This window comes from Micromonospora sp. NPDC047644, assembly GCF_040704315.1.
In the GTDB taxonomy this organism is placed as follows: Bacteria; Actinomycetota; Actinomycetes; order Mycobacteriales; family Micromonosporaceae; genus Micromonospora.
Window position 1 is genome coordinate 448,311 of the sequence record NZ_JBEYSY010000002.1, and the last position, 16,128, is coordinate 464,438.

Annotated in this window: 10 protein-coding genes; 6 read left to right on the top strand and 4 right to left on the bottom strand. The window is 74.0% G+C overall.

Annotation, left to right across the window (positions count from 1 at the left end):
• Positions 1 to 52: 52 nt before the first annotated feature.
• Positions 53 to 1,273 (bottom strand): MFS transporter, encoded by a 1,221-nt coding sequence (locus AB0877_RS05255; RefSeq protein ID WP_366606830.1) that lies wholly within the window; start codon positions 1,271 to 1,273, stop codon positions 53 to 55.
• Positions 1,274 to 1,408: 135 nt separating this feature from the next.
• Here AB0877_RS05255 and AB0877_RS05260 point away from each other — a divergent pair, with 135 nt between their 5' ends.
• The 4 genes from AB0877_RS05260 to AB0877_RS05275 all read left to right on the top strand — a co-directional run bounded on the left by AB0877_RS05260 (position 1,409) and on the right by AB0877_RS05275 (position 5,152).
• The gene (locus tag AB0877_RS05260; RefSeq protein WP_238679395.1) at positions 1,409 to 1,858 is read left to right on the top strand and encodes a MarR family transcriptional regulator; all 450 of its coding nucleotides are present in this window, start codon (positions 1,409 to 1,411) and stop codon (positions 1,856 to 1,858) included.
• A gap of 78 nt (positions 1,859 to 1,936) precedes the next feature.
• A complete protein-coding gene (gene paaK, locus AB0877_RS05265; protein WP_366606831.1) occupies positions 1,937 to 3,244 on the top strand; it encodes a phenylacetate--CoA ligase PaaK in 1,308 nt (435 codons plus the stop codon).
• Between the two features lie 179 nt (positions 3,245 to 3,423).
• Positions 3,424 to 4,530, top strand: a complete 1,107-nt coding sequence (locus AB0877_RS05270; protein WP_366606833.1) for a nucleotide disphospho-sugar-binding domain-containing protein — start codon at positions 3,424 to 3,426, stop codon at positions 4,528 to 4,530.
• Positions 4,531 to 4,585: 55 nt separating this feature from the next.
• Positions 4,586 to 5,152: a dienelactone hydrolase family protein gene (locus AB0877_RS05275; protein ID WP_366606835.1), complete on the top strand. Its 567-nt coding sequence runs from the start codon at positions 4,586 to 4,588 to the stop codon at positions 5,150 to 5,152.
• A 70-nt stretch (positions 5,153 to 5,222) separates the two neighbouring features.
• On the opposite strand, the gene AB0877_RS05280 is transcribed toward AB0877_RS05275, so the two are convergent.
• Both AB0877_RS05280 and AB0877_RS05285 read right to left on the bottom strand, forming a co-directional pair.
• Positions 5,223 to 5,915, bottom strand: a complete 693-nt coding sequence (locus AB0877_RS05280; protein ID WP_366606837.1) for a hemerythrin domain-containing protein — start codon at positions 5,913 to 5,915, stop codon at positions 5,223 to 5,225.
• A 90-nt stretch (positions 5,916 to 6,005) separates the two neighbouring features.
• Entirely contained in the window at positions 6,006 to 9,290 is a 3,285-nt protein-coding gene (locus AB0877_RS05285; protein WP_366606838.1) for a BTAD domain-containing putative transcriptional regulator, read from the bottom strand.
• A 171-nt stretch (positions 9,291 to 9,461) separates the two neighbouring features.
• Here AB0877_RS05285 and AB0877_RS05290 point away from each other — a divergent pair, with 171 nt between their 5' ends.
• Complete coding sequence (locus AB0877_RS05290) at positions 9,462 to 10,280, top strand: methyltransferase domain-containing protein (protein WP_366606840.1); 819 nt, start codon at positions 9,462 to 9,464, stop codon at positions 10,278 to 10,280.
• A 383-nt stretch (positions 10,281 to 10,663) separates the two neighbouring features.
• Here AB0877_RS05290 and AB0877_RS05295 read toward each other — a convergent pair whose 3' ends face one another.
• Complete coding sequence (locus tag AB0877_RS05295; protein ID WP_366606842.1) at positions 10,664 to 12,934, bottom strand: adenylate/guanylate cyclase domain-containing protein; 2,271 nt, start codon at positions 12,932 to 12,934, stop codon at positions 10,664 to 10,666.
• 194 nt (positions 12,935 to 13,128) lie between these two features.
• Here AB0877_RS05295 and AB0877_RS05300 point away from each other — a divergent pair, with 194 nt between their 5' ends.
• A complete protein-coding gene (locus AB0877_RS05300; protein WP_366606844.1) occupies positions 13,129 to 16,026 on the top strand; it encodes an AAA family ATPase in 2,898 nt (965 codons plus the stop codon).
• The last annotated feature ends 102 nt before the right edge of the window (positions 16,027 to 16,128 follow it).

Consider the following 16,128-nt stretch of genomic DNA (forward strand, 5'->3'; position numbering starts at 1 on the left):
AGCGACGCCGGGCCCGGGCATCAGCCCGGCCCGGCGTCGTCGTCGAGGAGGCTCAGACGGCGGTCCCCGCCAGCTCCGCCTCGGCCTGCGCCGGTTCGTCGCGGCGGGCCAGCCGCAGCGCGCCGAGGAGTACGCCCAGACCGATGAGGGTGAGTGCGGCGCCGGCCCAGATCGGCGAGGTGTAGCCGAGTCCGGCGGCGATGGTCACCCCGCCGATCCACGCGCCCAACGCGTTGCCGAGATTGAACGCGGCGATGTTCGCCCCGGACGCCAGGGTCGGCGCCTGGTGGGCGTACCGCATGATCCGCATCTGCAGCGGCGGCACGGTGGCGAACCCGAAGCCGCCCATCAGCACCAGCGCGACGATGGTCGGCACCGGATTCGTGGCGGTCAGCGCGAAGCCGACGAGCACCGCGGTGAGCACCGCCAGGACGGTGACCAGCGTGCGCGACAGCGACCGGTCTGCCGCCCGGCCGCCGAGCAGGTTGCCGGCGAAGAGCCCCACGCCGAAGAGGACCAGCAGCCACGGCACGGTGCTGGAGGCGAATCCGCTGACCTCGGTCAGCGTGTAGGCGATGTAGGTGAACGCGCCGAACATCCCACCGAAGCCCAGGACGGTGATCACCAGGGAGAGCCAGACCTGCGGGTGGGTGAAGGCGCGCAACTCGCCGCGCAGCCCGCCGGCCGGGCGGTCGGCGTTGGTGGTGTCGCCCACCGGGATCAGCAGGGCCAGGCCGATCAGGGCGACCACCCCGATGGCGGTGATCGCCCAGAACGTCGAGCGCCAGCCGAAGTGCTGCCCGAGGAAGGTGCCGAACGGCACGCCGAGCACGTTGGCGATGGTCAGGCCGGCGAACATCATGGCGATGGCGCCCGCCCGTCGGGCCGGTGCGACCAGCCCGGCGGCGACCACGGCGCCGATGCCGAAGAACGCGCCGTGGCAGAGCGCGGCGACGATCCGACCGGCCATCATCACGGCGTAGTCGCCGGCGACGGCGGAGAGCAGGTTGCCGATGATGAAGAGCACCATCAGGCCGAGCAGCACGGGTTTGCGCGGCAGGCGGGTGACCGCCGCGGTGAGGGCGACCCCGCCGACGGCCACGCTGAGCGCATAGCCGGAGATCAGCCAGCCGGCCACCGGCTCGGTGACCGCGAAATCGGCGGCCACCTCGGGCAGCAGCCCCATGATCACGAACTCGGTGAGCCCGATGCCGAAGGCGCCGATGGCCAGCGCGATCAGGCCGGGTGGCAGGGACTTCTGGGGTACGGGCATGGTCTTCCCATCGAGTGGAGGTAGATAGGCGGCGCGTGCAACTACACGCGCCAGCAACGAAATACTTGCACGCGCTTTATATCGGCGCAAGCGTGGTAGCCTGGGGTCCGTTCAGATCACACCGAGGAGGCCGGTATGGGCATCGCCGACGACGCGGTCGAGATCCGCGCGCAGGGCTGGCGCACCCTCGCCGCCCTGCACGGGCTGATCGAGACCTCCCTGGAGCGGGCGCTACAGGCCGACCACGACCTCTCCGTCGTCGAATACACGGTGCTCGACGCGCTCTCCCGCCAGGACGGCTGGCACATGCGGATGAGCCAACTCGCCCGCGCCGCCGCGCTCTCCGGCAGCGCCACCACCCGACTGGTCACCCGCCTCGAACAACGGGGGCTGCTCACCCGCATCCTCTGCGCCGACGACCGGCGCGGCATCTACACCGAGCTGACCCCGGCCGGCTCCGAACTGCTCGCCCAGACCCGACCCACCCACGACCGGGTGCTCACCGACGCGCTCGCCCAGGCGGAGGCCACCCCCGAGCTGGCACCCCTCGTCGACGCCCTGCACCGGCTGCCAGCCACCCGCTGACCGCCCGCCGGGCCCGGCTGGAGGCGGGCGTACGGTACCCGCAGCCCCACCGGGACCGCCGCGCCAAGGAGGCAGCCGATGCAGGACCGCACCCCTCGTCCCGAGGAGCTGGAGCCGATCGAGCGCGCCGGCATCGACGAGCTGCGCGCCCTGCAACGCGACCGACTGCGCTGGTCGCTGCGGCACGCGTACGACAACGTGCCGCACTACCGGCGGGCGTTCGACGCGGCCGGGGTGCACCCCGACGACTGCCGGGATCTCGACGACCTGGCGCGCTTCCCGTTCACGGGCAAGGCGGAGCTGCGGGAGAACTACCCGTTCGGCATGTTCGCCGTACCCCGGGAGCGGGTGGCCCGCCTGCACGCCTCCTCCGGCACCACCGGCCGGCCGACAGTGGTCGGCTACACCCGCGACGACCTGCGCACCTGGGCGCGACTGATGGCCCGCTCGATCCGCGCCTCCGGCGGCCGCCCCGGCGACCGGGTGCACGTCGCGTACGGCTACGGGCTCTTCACCGGCGGTCTGGGCGCGCACTACGGGGCCGAGGAACTGGGCTGCACCGTCATCCCGGTCTCCGGGGGCATGACCGAGCGTCAGGTCATGCTGATCCGCGACTTCGAGCCCGAGGTCATCATGGTCACGCCCAGCTACCTGCTGGCCATCGTCGACGAGATGCGCCGCCAGGGCATCGACCCGCGGGCCACCTCACTGCGGGTGGGCATCTTCGGCGCCGAGCCGTGGACCGAGGACATGCGCCGCGAGATCGAGCAGCAGTTGGACATCCACGCCGTCGACATTTACGGGCTCTCCGAGGTGATGGGCCCCGGCGTGGCGACGGAATGCGTCGAGACCAAGGACGGCCTGCACCTCTGGGAGGACCACTTCTACCCGGAGATCATCGACCCGGTCACCGGGACGGTGCTGCCCGACGGCGAGCGGGGTGAGCTGGTGTTGACCTCCCTGACCAAGGAGGCGATGCCGGTCGTGCGCTACCGCACCCGCGACCTGACCCGGCTGCTGCCCGGCACCGCCCGCCCGATGCGCCGGATCGAGAAGATCACCGGCCGCACCGACGACATGATGATCCTGCGTGGAGTGAACATCTTCCCCACCCAGATCGAGGAGCTGATCCTGCGTACCCCGCAGCTCTCGCCGCACTTCCAGTGTGTCCTCGATCGGCACGGCCGGCTGGACACCCTCACGGTACGGGTGGAGCGGCGGGCCGACGTCGACGTGGACGCCGCCGAGCGGGCCGGCGGCACGCTGGTTCAACTGGTCAAGAACACCATCGGCGTCAGCGTCGCGGTCGATGTCCTCGACCCCGACACCGTGGAACGGTCGATGGGCAAGATGCGCCGCATCGTCGACCAGCGGCCGACGGCCTGACCGCTGCCCGGTTCCGGGACGCGGCGCTCACCCAGCCCGCCGCCTCCGTACGCCACCTTCCCGGCGTGATCAGCGAGCAGAAGCGCGCTTCCGTCCTGCGTCACCCCCGGCGCGCTCGACGCCCCCGGGGCAGCAGACGGGGCCCCGGGGACGGCTGTGGTCGACATAGGATCGGGTCCATGCGCGTGCTGGTGGTCTCCGCCCCGCTCGTCGGTCACGTCTTCCCGCTGGTGCCGCTCGCGGTCGCACTCCGCGATGCCGGCCACGACGTGCTGGTGGCCACCGGCGGCGGAGCGCTGGCCGCCGCCGAGGCAGGTCTGCCGGTGCACGACATCGCGCCGGGCTTCGACTTCGGCCGCATCGCGATGCGGGTCCTTCCCCGTCATCCGCTGATCGCGCGGGCGGAGCTGGCCGGCACCGCCGGCACCCGGGGCGCCGGCCTGCTGTTCGGCACGCTCAACGACCAGATCGTCGACCCGGTGGTCGCGCTGGCCACCCGGTGGCGCCCGGATCTGGTGCTGTACGAGCCGTTCGCGGTCGCCGGCGCGGTAGCCGCCGCGCGGCTCGACGTGCCGGCCGTCCGCCAGGAGAACGCCCTCTTCGACGGCCGGGAACTGGTCGCCGCCACCGTCGCCCGACTCGGCGCGGCGCTGCGCCGCCACGGCCTCACCGAGCTGCCCGCGCCGGCCGCCGCCCTCGCCGTGGCACCACCCAGCGTCGCCACGCAGGGCGGCTGGCCGATGCGCTACACGTCCTACGTCGGCGGCGGGGAGCTGCCGGCCTGGCTGCGCGAGCCGGGTGAGCGCCCCCGGATCCTGGTCACCCGCAGCACCCTCACCGGCCCCGGAGACCGGGGGCCGATGCCCGCCGTGGTGGCCGCCGCCGCCGAGGTGGACGCCGAGATCGTGCTGGTCCGCCCCGACGAGCGGTCGGCCCGCTCGGTGCCCGGCAACGTGCGGGTGGTCGGCTGGATTCCGCTCGACGAGGCGTTGCCGGCGAGCGCGGCCCTGGTGCACCACGGTGGTGCGGGCAGTGTCCTCGGCGCCCTCGCCGCGGGCCGGCCCCAGTTGGCCACCACGGGTGCCGGGGACCGGCGGCAGAACGCCGAGATGGTGGCCCGCCGGGGCGCCGGCCTGGCGCTGCGTCCCCGGGACATCACCGCGGGAGCACTGACCCAGCTGCTCACCGACGAGCGCCTGCGGACCGCTGCCGCGCAGGTCAGCCGCGAGATCGCCGCGATGCCGCCACCATCGGACCTGGTCGCGCGGCTGGCGGCACTGGTCTGACGTCCACCCCGCGTGGCCACTCTGGATGCACTGTCGACTCCGGCAGGATGGCCGGATGCGACACGTCGTGCTGTTCCACTCCGTGTACGGGTTGCGCCCCGCCGTGCGCGCCGCCGCCGACCGGTTGCGCGCCGCCGGGCACCAGGTCAGCACCCCCGACCTCTACGGCGTTCCGGCCACCGACACCGTCGAGGAGGGCTTCGCGCTACTCGACAAGATCGGCCAGGACGTGCTGCTGGACCGGGCCCGCGCCGCGCTGCGTGACCTGCCACCGGAGACGGCGCTGGGCGGCTTCTCGATGGGCGCCGGGGTGGCCGGGGCGCTGCTGGCCGAGCGCCCCGCCGCCGCCGGCCTGCTCCTGCTGCACGGCACCGGTGGCGCCCCGGAGGCGGTCTCACCCGGGTTGCCGGTGCAGCTGCACCTCGCCGACCCCGACCCGTACGACGCGCCGGACGAGGTCGACGAGTGGCAGCAGGCAATGACCGACGCCGGCGCCGATCTGACGGTCTTCAGCTATCCGGGCGTGGGTCACCTGTTCACCGACCCGGACCTGGCCGAGTACTCTCCGGACGCCACCGCGGCGGTCTGGCCGCGCGTGCTGGCTTTCCTGGCCGCCGGCTGATCGCCCGGCCGGCGACGGCCAGTGGGGACGATGCCGGGTGCGTGACCGGGTCGGGGGACTCGGACCTCGATCAGCGGGCGCCGGCGCCGATGCGCGGGGGCGTGGCGGTGCCGTGCACCCGCTTGGCGTGGCTGGCGAACAGCCGGGGCGCGATGATGGGCATGAGTAGCCGGGCCGGCAGCGGAGCGTGCGCCAGCACCGCCCTGACGACCTCTGGGTCCCCCTCGTACATGGCCAGGCCGAACGCCAGCGGGAGCTGCTTCTTCGGGGACTTGCTCATGCCGTGCTCGCCGAGCTGCATCCACTCCCGGGCGGTGACGTGCCGCTGCGCCAGCGGCAGGATCTCGCTTTCCTCCAGGGCCATGTGCTCGATCAGCGCGGTGCGTAGCTGCTCCAGGGCGTCCGCGAGCTGCTCACCGCCGCGCGCGGTGCTGCGCCACTGGGGGAGCAGGCCGACCACCGCGGCGTGGGCGTCCTCGATGGCGTGGTGCTGCGCCTCCATGGTGGGCACGATCGCCGCGGCCTCTGCGCCGCCGCGCTCCAGCAGCCGGGGCCAGAGCAGCAGGTCCTCGCCCTCGTGGTGCACGTGCAGGATGTGGCAGAGCATCTCGGCGTGGGCGCCGACGACCTCCGCGCGCGTGGCGTCGCCCGGAGTGACGTCGCGGACGAGCTGCGGCAGCAGGCTGAACTCGCGACGGAGCGCCGAGTGGGCCATGTACATGTCGCGTACGTCGGCCATGGCTTCGCGGTGGTTCTGGTTCACGGTGACCTTTCCGAGGAATCAAGTGGCACAGATCTGTTGATCATGCTCGGTGCCACTTGGAAGCGGCTTGGAATCCGCCAACCGTGACGGTCAGCGGGCCATCGCCGCCGTCGCCTCCGCCAACCAGTGCGGCGACTCCCACCGACGGGCGACCCGTGCGGCGAGAGTGAAGTGCCGGTTCGTCTCCTCGCCGCGGCCCACCAGCCGGAACAACTCACCGAGCGTCAGCGCGACCGGCCGCACCACGGCCGCGGTGGTGGAGAAACCGGCCAGTTGGTCGCGTACCGGGAGCAGCGCGTCGATCACGGGTTGGGCCAGGTCCCGTCGACCCAGCGCCACGACGACCATCCCGCGGACGCTGAGCAGCGCCGATTCGAAGTAGTCCGGGCGGTAGGTGTGCCGTCCGATCGGCATGGTCCGCGCCTCGTCCAGGCGTCCGGTTCCGATCAGCGCCAGCGCCAGCAGGTCGTCCACGATCGGGCCCAACGACCCCCGTATCCGCCGGGTCGCCTCCAGGTGCTCACCGAACCGTCCCTGGCTGATCAGCAGGGTGCCGGTGGAGAAGTAGTGGAAGGCCTCGGCGTGCAGCGAACCCTGCCGTCGCATCTGCACGGCGACCTGGTCGTAGTGCCGCCGCGCGGCCGCGAAGTCGCCGGCGACGTGCGCGAGGGCGCCCAGTGAGCACAGGTTGATCGTCTGCGCCTCGTTCAGCTGGTACGTCTCGGCCAGCCATCCCTGCCGGGCGACGCTGAGGCGTAGTTCGTCCGGCTCGTTGAGCGCGGCAGCGGCGTGGCCCAGTGCCTGCTCGGCGACCGAACGGTAGGTGACCAGCCCGTTGTCGTCGGCGAGGTCGCGCAGCTCCACGGCCAAGGCCCGACGGGCCGGCGCCTCCCGCTCGTAGCTCATGGTGCGCAGCCGTGCGGCCAGCCCGAGGGCGCGCAGCTCGGGGTCGCCCAGCCGCTGCGAGAGGGCCAGCGCCTCCCGTCCCGCCGCCACGCCCCGCGGATCGGCTTCGCCGTCCAACTCCGTAGCCAGTGCCTCCAGCAGCCGGCAGCGGGCGACCGGGTCCAGGTCGTCGGCCCGCAGCAGCCGGGTGAGCAGTTCGACGACCCGGTGGTCCACCACGCCGTACTCGTGGGTCAGCCACGGGGTGGGGACGGTCCACGCGGTGAACGCCGCGACCAGCAGGTCGTCGCGGCCGGACGCCGCGGCGACGTCGATGGCCCGGGCGCGGGTCTGCCGGGCGGCCGCCACCGCGCCGGCCCGCGCCTGGGCGCGCAGCAGCCGTCCGAGCAGGTCGACCCGGAGCGCGTCGCGGTCCTCGGCGACCGAGGCGGCGGCCTCCACGGCATTGCTGAGCAGCTCGATCGCGGCGTCGTACGCGTACCGCCGCTCGGCCAGCTCGGCCGCCCGGATGGCGTAGTCGACGGCCAGTGGTGCGGTGTCGGCCGACGCGGCGCGGGCGTACTGGTGGGCCAGGGCGGGGTAGTCGTCGGGCCGCAGCCGACGGGTGGCGGCGGCGATCCGCGCGTGCAGGCGGGTGCGACGCAGCTGCGGCAGGTCGGTGTAGATGGTGTCGCAGACCAGGCCGTGCACGAACCGCACCCGACCGGGCGCCGGTTCGGTGAGCAGCCCGGCGGCCAACCCGGCTTCCAGTGCCCGCAGGACAGCGCCCTCGTCGGTGCCGGCGGCGTCGACGAGCGTTCGCACCTCGGCCTCCCGCCCCACGGCCGAGGCGAGACGTAGCACCGAGACGGCCGTCGACGGGAGGCGGGAGAGTCGTCGGCGCAGCACATCGCGTACGCCCTCGGGCACGTCGGAAATGGCCACGAGCGTGCCCTCGGCGGCGAGCAGTCGCGCTGACTCCCGGACGTAGAACGGGTTGCCGCCGGTCCGCTCGGCCAACGCGGCGACCGTTGCCGGATCGACCGTGGTCCGGGCCAGCGCGCCGATCAGACGTTCGACCTCGGACGTGGTCAGACCGCCCAACGGGATCCGGTGGGGTGACCGACGGGCCAGGACGGCCATCGTGTCGGCGAGCCGCTCGGTGTTGTCGGCCGGCCGCAGCGCCGCGACGAACAGGACGGTACCGGTGGTCATCTCGGTGACGCTCCGCAACAGCAGCAACGTCTCGGCGTCGGCGGCGTGCAGGTCGTCGAGGATCACGGTGACCGGTCTGCGAGCCGAGGCGGCGTCCAGCCAGGCGCCGACGGCGCGGTGCAGCCGGAACCGGCCGGCGGTGACGTCCCCGCCGGACTCGCCGTCGCCCTCAGCGAGCAGCGGGGCGAGCGCCGGTGCGAGGTCACCCGGGGGTGCCTGCTCCGCGAGTTGCCGCAGCGCGTCGACCCAGGCCCAGGCCGGCGGGGCGCCCTCGACCTCGGGGCAGCGGCCGACGGCGACCAGCCAGCCGTGAGAGGTGAGCTCGTCCCGAAAGCGGGTGAGCAGGCTCGTCTTGCCGGCCCCGGCCTCACCGCTGAGCAGAGCGACTCGCGGTCCGCTCGCCACCGCCTCGTCGGCTGCCTCCCGGAGCGCCCCCAGCTCCGCCTCCCGGCCGACGAAGACCTCCTCCGACACCTGCCGCTGCACGCGTACCGCTGGCGTCGCCACCGGTGGCAGCAGGTCGAGTCGCTGGCCCAGGATGGCGGACTCCACCTCGACCAGCGCCGGGCCCGGGTCCAGTCCGAGCTGATCGGCCAGGGTCGCCCGGGCCCGGCGCAGCGCGGCGAGCGCGTCGCCCTGCCGACCGGTACGCCACAACGCCAGCGCCAGCAGCCGCCAGCTCTCCTCCCGCAGCGGCGCCTGCCGCGTCAACAGCTCCGCCTCCGGCACCGCCTCGGCCGCGTCGCCGCAGCGCACCGTCACGTCGACCAGCAGTTCCCGGGCGCCGAGCCGCAGTTCCTCCAGCCGCAGCACCTCCGGCTGCGCCCACGGCTCACCGACGAATTCGGCGTACGCCCGGCCGCGCCACAGATCGAGCCCGACAGTGAGCACCCGACGGGCCCGGCCCGGGTCGGTGGGGTTCGCCGCACGCGCCTCGGCGAGCAGCGTCTCGAACCGGCCGGCGTCGACGGCATTGGCGGGCAGCCGCAGCGCGTAACCCGGTGCCGTGGTGACCAGGACCCGGGCCGGTGCCCGGCGCTCGCGGGCCGGCTCCAGGAGGCGGCGCAGATGCGAGACGTACGCCTGGAGGGACGCGATCGCCCGCGGCGGCGCGTCACCCCGCCACAGATCCTCGATCATCTGCCCGACGGAGACGACCTCGCCGCGGGCCGCGAGCAGCAGCGCGAGCACGGCCCGTTGACGGGGCCCGCCGAGGTCGACCGGCCCGCCTGTGTCGACCTCGACCTCAAGCGGCCCGAGCACCCGTAGCAGCATGACGGACCAATCCTAGTCACGCTGGTGAGCGGCTCGTCCGCTCGCACGGCACGCCGGGCAGCCAACTCACGGCAGGCGCGGGCGGCGGTCCGCCAGGGCGCGGGGCACCGCCGAACACGCCACGTTCGATATCGTGGCGCCACCATCAAGATCCTCGAAGGGGGCCCGGCGATGACCACGACGGCCTTCGACGAATACGAACGGTCACGCTGGGCTGGGCGCGCGGAGGCGTACGACCGTAGTCTCGCCGCGCTCTGCGCGTACCCCGCGCCAGCGTTGTTGGACGCCGCCGACGTCGGGGCTGGCACGCGGGTGCTCGACGTGGGCACCGGCTCCGGCACGGTGGCCGGGCTGGCCTGCGCTCGCCACGCCACAGTCGTCGCCGTCGACGCCGAGCCCAGCATGGTCGAGTGGGCGCGCGACCGCCTTCCCTCCGTCGACGAGGTCCGCCTCGCATCGCTGCCGCACCTCCCGTTCGACTCCCGGTCGTTCGACGCGGCCGTGGCGAACTTCGTGATCAACCACGTGGGCGACCCGCTGGCCGCTATCACCGAGCTGCGACGGGTCGTCCGGGCCGGTGGTCGGGTCGCGGTCACCGTGTGGCCGCACCCCCCGCCCGAGGCGCAGAGCCTCTGGGGTGAGGTCTTCGACGCCGCTGGCGTCGACCGTCGCGCCCCCGGACCGACCGTGGACGCAGACCGGGACTTCCCCCGTACCCCCGACGGGTTGGCGGGCCTGCTCGACCAGGCGGGGCTCACCGACGTGCGCTGCGACACGCTCACCTGGGCGCACCGCACCGACCCGGAAGCCTGGTGGAGTGGCCCCGCCAACGGCGTCAGCAAGCCAGGTCTGGTGATGGAGGGCCAGCCGGCGGCGGTGATCAGCCGTATTCGTGCCGCGTACGACGAGCTGACCGCCCGCTACCGCGGCCAAGACGGCCTGCTCGCGCTGCCCACCGCAGCGTTACTAGCCACAGCATCCGTACCCTAACCCGCCCCACCCCGCCCGCGCCCCGCGGCCCGCGCCCCGCGGCCCGCGCCGCCCCCGCCCCGCCCCCGCCCCGCGCCCCTCGCGCGCGCCGATCTTGCAGTTTCAGTTGTCGATATCGGTCGGATGCCGCTTATGTCGGGACAGCAAGTGCAAGATCGCCGGTGAGAACCGTCGATCATGGAGTTGTGGTGCCTGACTTGTTGGTTCCCGAGGCATTTGTCACCCACCACAACTCCATGATCGACGGGGTCGGGTCGGGTCGGGTCGGGTCGGAGCAGGGCGGGGCGGCGGCGGCGAGGGCTGGGCTGGGCGTAGGGGTCGGGCTTGGCGGGGCGCTTCGCGGCTTGGCGGGGCTTGGCGGGGCGGGCGGAGGCGGGGTGGGGTTAGGCGGAGGCGGGTAGGTCGTCCAGGGGGCGGATCAGTGGTGGGCGGGGTGCTGCCCGTGCGACGTCTTTCGCAGTGTTGGCGTCGGCGAGTGTCCACTGTCCGGCCGGGTTCGCTGGCATAGGGCGGATCGGCGTCGCGGGTCGTCCGACGTCCCGGAGCCGGTCACCGCCCGCGCGGCGTCGAGGTCGGGACGCCGCGGTGGCCGGCGTCGGCGGTACGTCGTCCGCCGAGGTGACGGTCCGGAGTTGGCGCGGGCCCGCCGTACGGTTGGTGGCGGGACCCGACGCGGCGGGACGGGTGGCCATCGTCGGGGTGGGGCTGCCTCGCCTCAGCGGGGTCGGGCCGATGGTGCCGCCCGGGCCTGCCGACGCCAGCGACGCGAAGACGGTGTCGAGGCGGCTGGTCCGAGCGCCAACGGTGTCGAGGCGGCTGGTCCGAGCGCCAACGGTGTCGAGGCGCACGATCTGCGCGCTCCTTGCCGGCGAGCCGTTGGGCGCACCAGCGAGCGAGTCGGGCGGGCCGGCGTGCTCCGTGTCGGGGTGCGGCCCGGCGGCGGTCCGGCGTTGGAAGACGGCCCGCAGGGCGCGGGGCAAGCGTTCGACGGCGACCTGGCGCAGCGCGGGAGCGGCGAACGCGTACCCGTCGAGGTGGTGGGGGAGCAGCAGCCCGGCGGTGACCAGCGCGCGGAGCGCCGGCGCGGACCGGCCGGGCGTCCAGCCGAGTGCCCGGTCCACGGCCGGCCCGCAGATTCGACCACCGAGGGTGCCGGCGGCCATCAGCACCGCCCGCCGCTCACCGTCGAGGTGGTCCAGTTCCGCGCCGACGGCCCGGCGTACCGCTTCGGGCAGCGGGAGGGCCGCCGGATCGGCACCGTCCACCAGCGACGTGACGTACGCCGAAGCGTGCCCGGGGCGGCCGCCCACCAGGGGTAGCAGTCGGTCGACCAGGGCCACCGGCTGTCCGGCCCGGGTGAGCAGGTGACGCAGCAGCCGTCCGGACTGCACTGTGGCCAGGGGGCCGATCGTCAGCTGGCGGGACGGGCCGGGCCGGGTGTCGGTCCACTGCGGCTGGTGCACTGTGAGCAGGGCCAGCGGCAGTCCACGCTCCGTCGCCGCGTCGTACAGCGCGTGCAGGAAGCGGCTCACCGCGGGCGCGGCCCGGTCCAGGTCGTCGACGGCCACGATCAGTGGCTGGTGGGCGGCCAGTCGCAGCAGAACCTCGCGGAAGGTCGCCGCGCCGGCGAGGGCGGCGGCCGAGCCGTCCGGGGTGGTCAGCATCTGTCGGAGCGCCGCGACCGCGGTGGCCACCCGGGTCGGGGTGAACAGCGGCGTCAGGGCGGCGACGAGGCGGTCGTGGACCGCCGCCGGGCCGTCGCTGTGCCGGATCCCGGCGAGGCCGCGGAGCAGGTGCGCGACCGGTGCCAAGACCTGGTCGGGGTACGGCTGGCACGTCGCCACGCACCAGCGGACCGGCAGTCCGTCCATCATGGTCAGGCCCTGGGTCAGCTCGTGCAGCAGCCGGCTACGGCCACTGCCGGTGGGGCCGACCAGTGAGATCCAGCGTGGCGTCCGGTTACGGATGGCCTCGCCCAACTGGTCGCCGATGGTGGCGAGCTCGCGGCGTCGACCGATCAACGGGCCGTCGTGCCGGTCGGCACTCGGGCGTACCGGACCGAGGGCGTGCCAGACCGGCGCCGGCGGCACCCGGCCGGCGACCGGCGTCAGCTGACGCTGGGTGATCAGGCCGGCGGTGGCGCGGGCGGTGGCCGCGCAGAGCGCGACGGCACCGGGCGCGGCGTACTCCTGCAGGCGGGCCGCCGCGGTGATCACCGCCCCGCTGGCCACGCCGTGCCCGCCGGTGACGGCGTCGCCCAGGTCGACCACCACCTCGCCGGTGGCGACACCGACCCGGACGCGCAGCCTGATGCCGTCGACCATGGGCCGTCGGTCCAGCGCGGCCTGGATCTCGAGCCCGGCGCGTACCGCCCGGTACGCGTCGAAGCCGTCGGAGTGCCGGGCGCCGAAGAGCGCCATCACGGCGTCGCCGATGTACTTCTCCACCACCCCGTGCCAGCGGTGCAGCACACCGGCGACGGTGTCGAAGTAGGCCCGTTGCAACGCTCGGACGTCCTCGGGGTCGAGGCGGTCCACCAGGGCCGTCGAGCCGACGATGTCCGCGAAGAGGACGGTGACGACGCGCCTCTCCTGGGGTACCGGCCAGAGCGGGGCGACGGTCCGTTGCGTGTCGACGATGATGCTGGTGGTCATGGGTGTCGCACCGGCCTTTCTTCCCGCTGTTGCCTGATCACCTCCGGAGATTGGCACTAGTGGGCCGACGGGGGATCTGCCGAACGACGTATGTCGGCCACCTGCAACCTTTAGTCGCAAAGTCGACGCGAGGAGTACCACAAGCGGTGGGCGGCCGTAGAACGGTGTGGGGCCCTGTGATTAGGCTGCGTGGCATGGCCAGCGATGTGGACACCGCACCGCTCGTGGGCCGGGCCGAGCTGGTGCAGACGGTTCGGTCCGCGTTGCTCGGTGACGCCGCGCACGGGCAGACCGCTGCGGTCTTCCTGACCGGCGAGAGCGGTGTGGGAAAGACCCGGCTGTTGGGCGAGATCGGTGACCGCCTGCGGGAGCGGGGTGCCGTGGTGCTCACCGGCAGTTGCCTGGACATCGGCGACGCCTCTCCGTTGCACCCGCTGTTGCAGGCGCTGCGCCGCTTCGACACCGAGGTGTCCGCGTCGCCCGCCCGTACCTCCTCGGCGGTGCGCGGGCTGTTGCAGATGTTCGCCGACGAGACCGCCAGCCCGGACGGCGCCGGCGCGTTGCTGGAGCGGGTCTCCCGTGGCCTGCACCTGATCGCCGAGGGTCGCCCGCTGGTGCTGATCCTCGACGACCTCCAGTGGGTCGACCGCAGCACCCGGCAGCTCCTGCTCTACCTGCTGGCCGGCCTGGGTGATCTTCAGTTGTCGGTGCTGGCGGCGGTGCGCGCCGAGTCGTTGCAGGGCGCGCACCCGCTGCGCCGGGTGCTCACCGAGCTGCGTCGTCTCCGCACGGTGCGGGTGCTCGACCTGGCGCCGCTGGGCCGGGCCGACACCGAGACGCTCGCCGCCGCGGTGGTCGGCCGGACGCTGAGCGCCGACGCGGCCGAGCAGGTGTGGCAGCGCAGCGGCGGTAACCCGTTCGTCATCGAGGAGCTGGCCCGGGATCTGCGCGACGGCCGCGACGGGCTGTCCGAGACGCTGCGGGAGATCTTCCTCGACCGGGTCGACGCGCTGCCCCAGCACGCGCACGCCGTGGTGCACGCGGTGGCCGCCGGCGTCGAGCCGGTGCAGCACTGGCTGCTGGCCGAGGTGCTGCGGATGCCGGAGGACGAGCTGATCGCCGCGGCCCGGGCGGCGGTGGCGCACCGGCTGCTGGTCGGCGCCGACGAGGGCTACCGGCTGCGGCACCGCCTCGTGGCCGAGGTGCTGGCGCACGAGCTGCTGCCGGCCGAACGCTCCGGGCTGCACCGACGCTACGCCGAGGCGCTGACCACCGCGCCGGGTGAGTTGCACCAGGCCCGGCTGGCGCACCACTGGCGGCTGGCCGGCGAACCGGCGCGCGCCCTGCCGGCGGCGGTGGCCGCCGCCCAGGAGGCCGAGCGGCTGCACGGTTACGCCGAGGCGCACCGGCACTGGTCGGCGGCGTTGCAGTTGGCCGCCGAGCCGGGCCCGCTGACGGTGGACCGGGTCGAGTTGCTCGAGAACGCCGCCGAGGCGGCCCACCACTGTGGGGAGCACGCCCGCGCGTTGGCCCTGCTGGAGGAGCTGGCCGCGCTGCGGGGCGGCGAGCCGAGCTGCGCGCTGCACATCCGCCGGGCCCGCTACCTGGCCGCCGCCGGTCGCTCCGCATTGGCCGAGGAGGAGTACCAGCGGGCGCTGAAGGCGGCGGACTGCTCCCCTCGGGACCGGGCCAGCGCCGCCGCCCGCCTGGCCGAGCTGCTGCTGCACCTGGGCCGCTACGCCGACGCCGGTGAGCGGGCCCGCGAGGCGCTGGCGTTGGCCGAGAACGTGGCGGGCTCGGCCACCGAGGTGGTGCTGGCCAGTTCTGCGTTGGGCTTCAGCGACGCCTGTCTGGAAGACCCGGACGCCGGTCTGGCGGTCATGCGCGACGCCCTCGACACCGCCGAGCGTGCCGGCCAGCCCGAGGACGTGGCCTGCGCGTACCTGCACCTGGCGGAGCTGCTGACCGGGCCGCTGAACGTCCTCGAAGAGGGCGTGGTGGTGGCCCGGCGGGGTGCCGAACGGGTGGCCGAGCTGGGCCTGGGCCGCACCTGGGGCACCCGACTGCTGGCCATCGCCATCAACGGGCTGTTCCGGGTGGGTCAGTGGGCCGAGGCGGAGAAGGTGGTGGCCGCGGCCCTGCGGCACCGACCGTCCGGCGCGGACGCCGTCGAGCTGCTGTTGGCCCGGTGCCGGCTGTCGGTGGGCTACGGCGACATCGAGGCCGCCGGTCGGGACCTCGACGCGGTGGCGACCCTGCTGGCCGGCGGCGGGGCGCGGCACGTCATTCCGCTGCTCACCCTGCGCTCCGGACTGGCCATGTGGGAGGGCCGGCACGACGTGGCGCGGCAGGCGGTGCAGCGCGGCCTGACCGAGAGCCGCTCCGACGACGTGATGATCCTTTCCGCGCTGGTCTGGCACGGCCTGCGCGCGGAGGCTGAAGCGCACGCCAGCCGCACCGTGGAGGTGGACCCGACGGCGGTACGCCGGCTGCGCGACGTGGCCGAGCGGGTGGCCCGCAAGAGCGCCGGTGCCGCCCGGCCGGTGCGCTCGGTGGTGGAGGGCTTCCTGGCACTGTGCGCCGCCGAGGTGAGCCGCCTCGACGGCAGCGATCCGGAGCTGTGGGCCGCGTCGGCGGCCGAGTGGGATCGACGCAATCACCCCTATCCGGCGGCGTACTCGCGACTGCGGCAGGCCGAGGCGCTGCTGGCTCGACGCAGCCGGGTGGCCACCGCCGGCAAGCTCCTGCGGGAGGCGTACCGGGTGGCGCAGGGGTTGGGCGCGGTGCCGTTGACCTCGGAGATCCGCGAGTTGGCCGGGCGGGCCCGGGTGTCGCTGGACGAGCGCGACAGCACCACCGGTGCGCGCGGCGTCCCGGTCGAGGCGTCCGACGACGAGTTGGCGGCGCTCACCTCCCGGGAGCGGGAAGTGCTCGCTCTGGTCGCCGAGGGGTTGACCAACAGGGAGATCGGGCAGCGGTTGTTCATCAGCGAGCGGACCATCGGGGTGCACGTGTCGCACATCTTCGACAAGCTCCAGGTCCGTACCCGCGTGCAGGCCAGCGCGATCCAGTTGCGTAACCAACGGGGCTGACCGACTCCACCTTCCGTACGTATCCCGGCGCGTGTGCGCGCCGGGATACGTCGTTCTACTGATCCGGTGGGCGGGTGTCGGCTGAGAGGCTGGGCCGCGTCG

Coding starts and splice junctions, on each gene's coding strand:
- AB0877_RS05285 (WP_366606838.1), bottom strand. CDS start 9,290: ATGCTGCTACGGGTGCTCGGGCCGCTTGAGGTCGAGGTCGACACAGGC.
- AB0877_RS05255 (WP_366606830.1), bottom strand. CDS start 1,273: ATGCCCGTACCCCAGAAGTCCCTGCCACCCGGCCTGATCGCGCTGGCC.
- AB0877_RS05295 (WP_366606842.1), bottom strand. CDS start 12,934: ATGACCACCAGCATCATCGTCGACACGCAACGGACCGTCGCCCCGCTC.
- AB0877_RS05270 (WP_366606833.1), top strand. CDS start 3,424: ATGCGCGTGCTGGTGGTCTCCGCCCCGCTCGTCGGTCACGTCTTCCCG.
- AB0877_RS05290 (WP_366606840.1), top strand. CDS start 9,462: ATGACCACGACGGCCTTCGACGAATACGAACGGTCACGCTGGGCTGGG.
- AB0877_RS05275 (WP_366606835.1), top strand. CDS start 4,586: ATGCGACACGTCGTGCTGTTCCACTCCGTGTACGGGTTGCGCCCCGCC.
- AB0877_RS05300 (WP_366606844.1), top strand. CDS start 13,129: ATGGCCAGCGATGTGGACACCGCACCGCTCGTGGGCCGGGCCGAGCTG.
- AB0877_RS05260 (WP_238679395.1), top strand. CDS start 1,409: ATGGGCATCGCCGACGACGCGGTCGAGATCCGCGCGCAGGGCTGGCGC.
- paaK (WP_366606831.1), top strand. CDS start 1,937: ATGCAGGACCGCACCCCTCGTCCCGAGGAGCTGGAGCCGATCGAGCGC.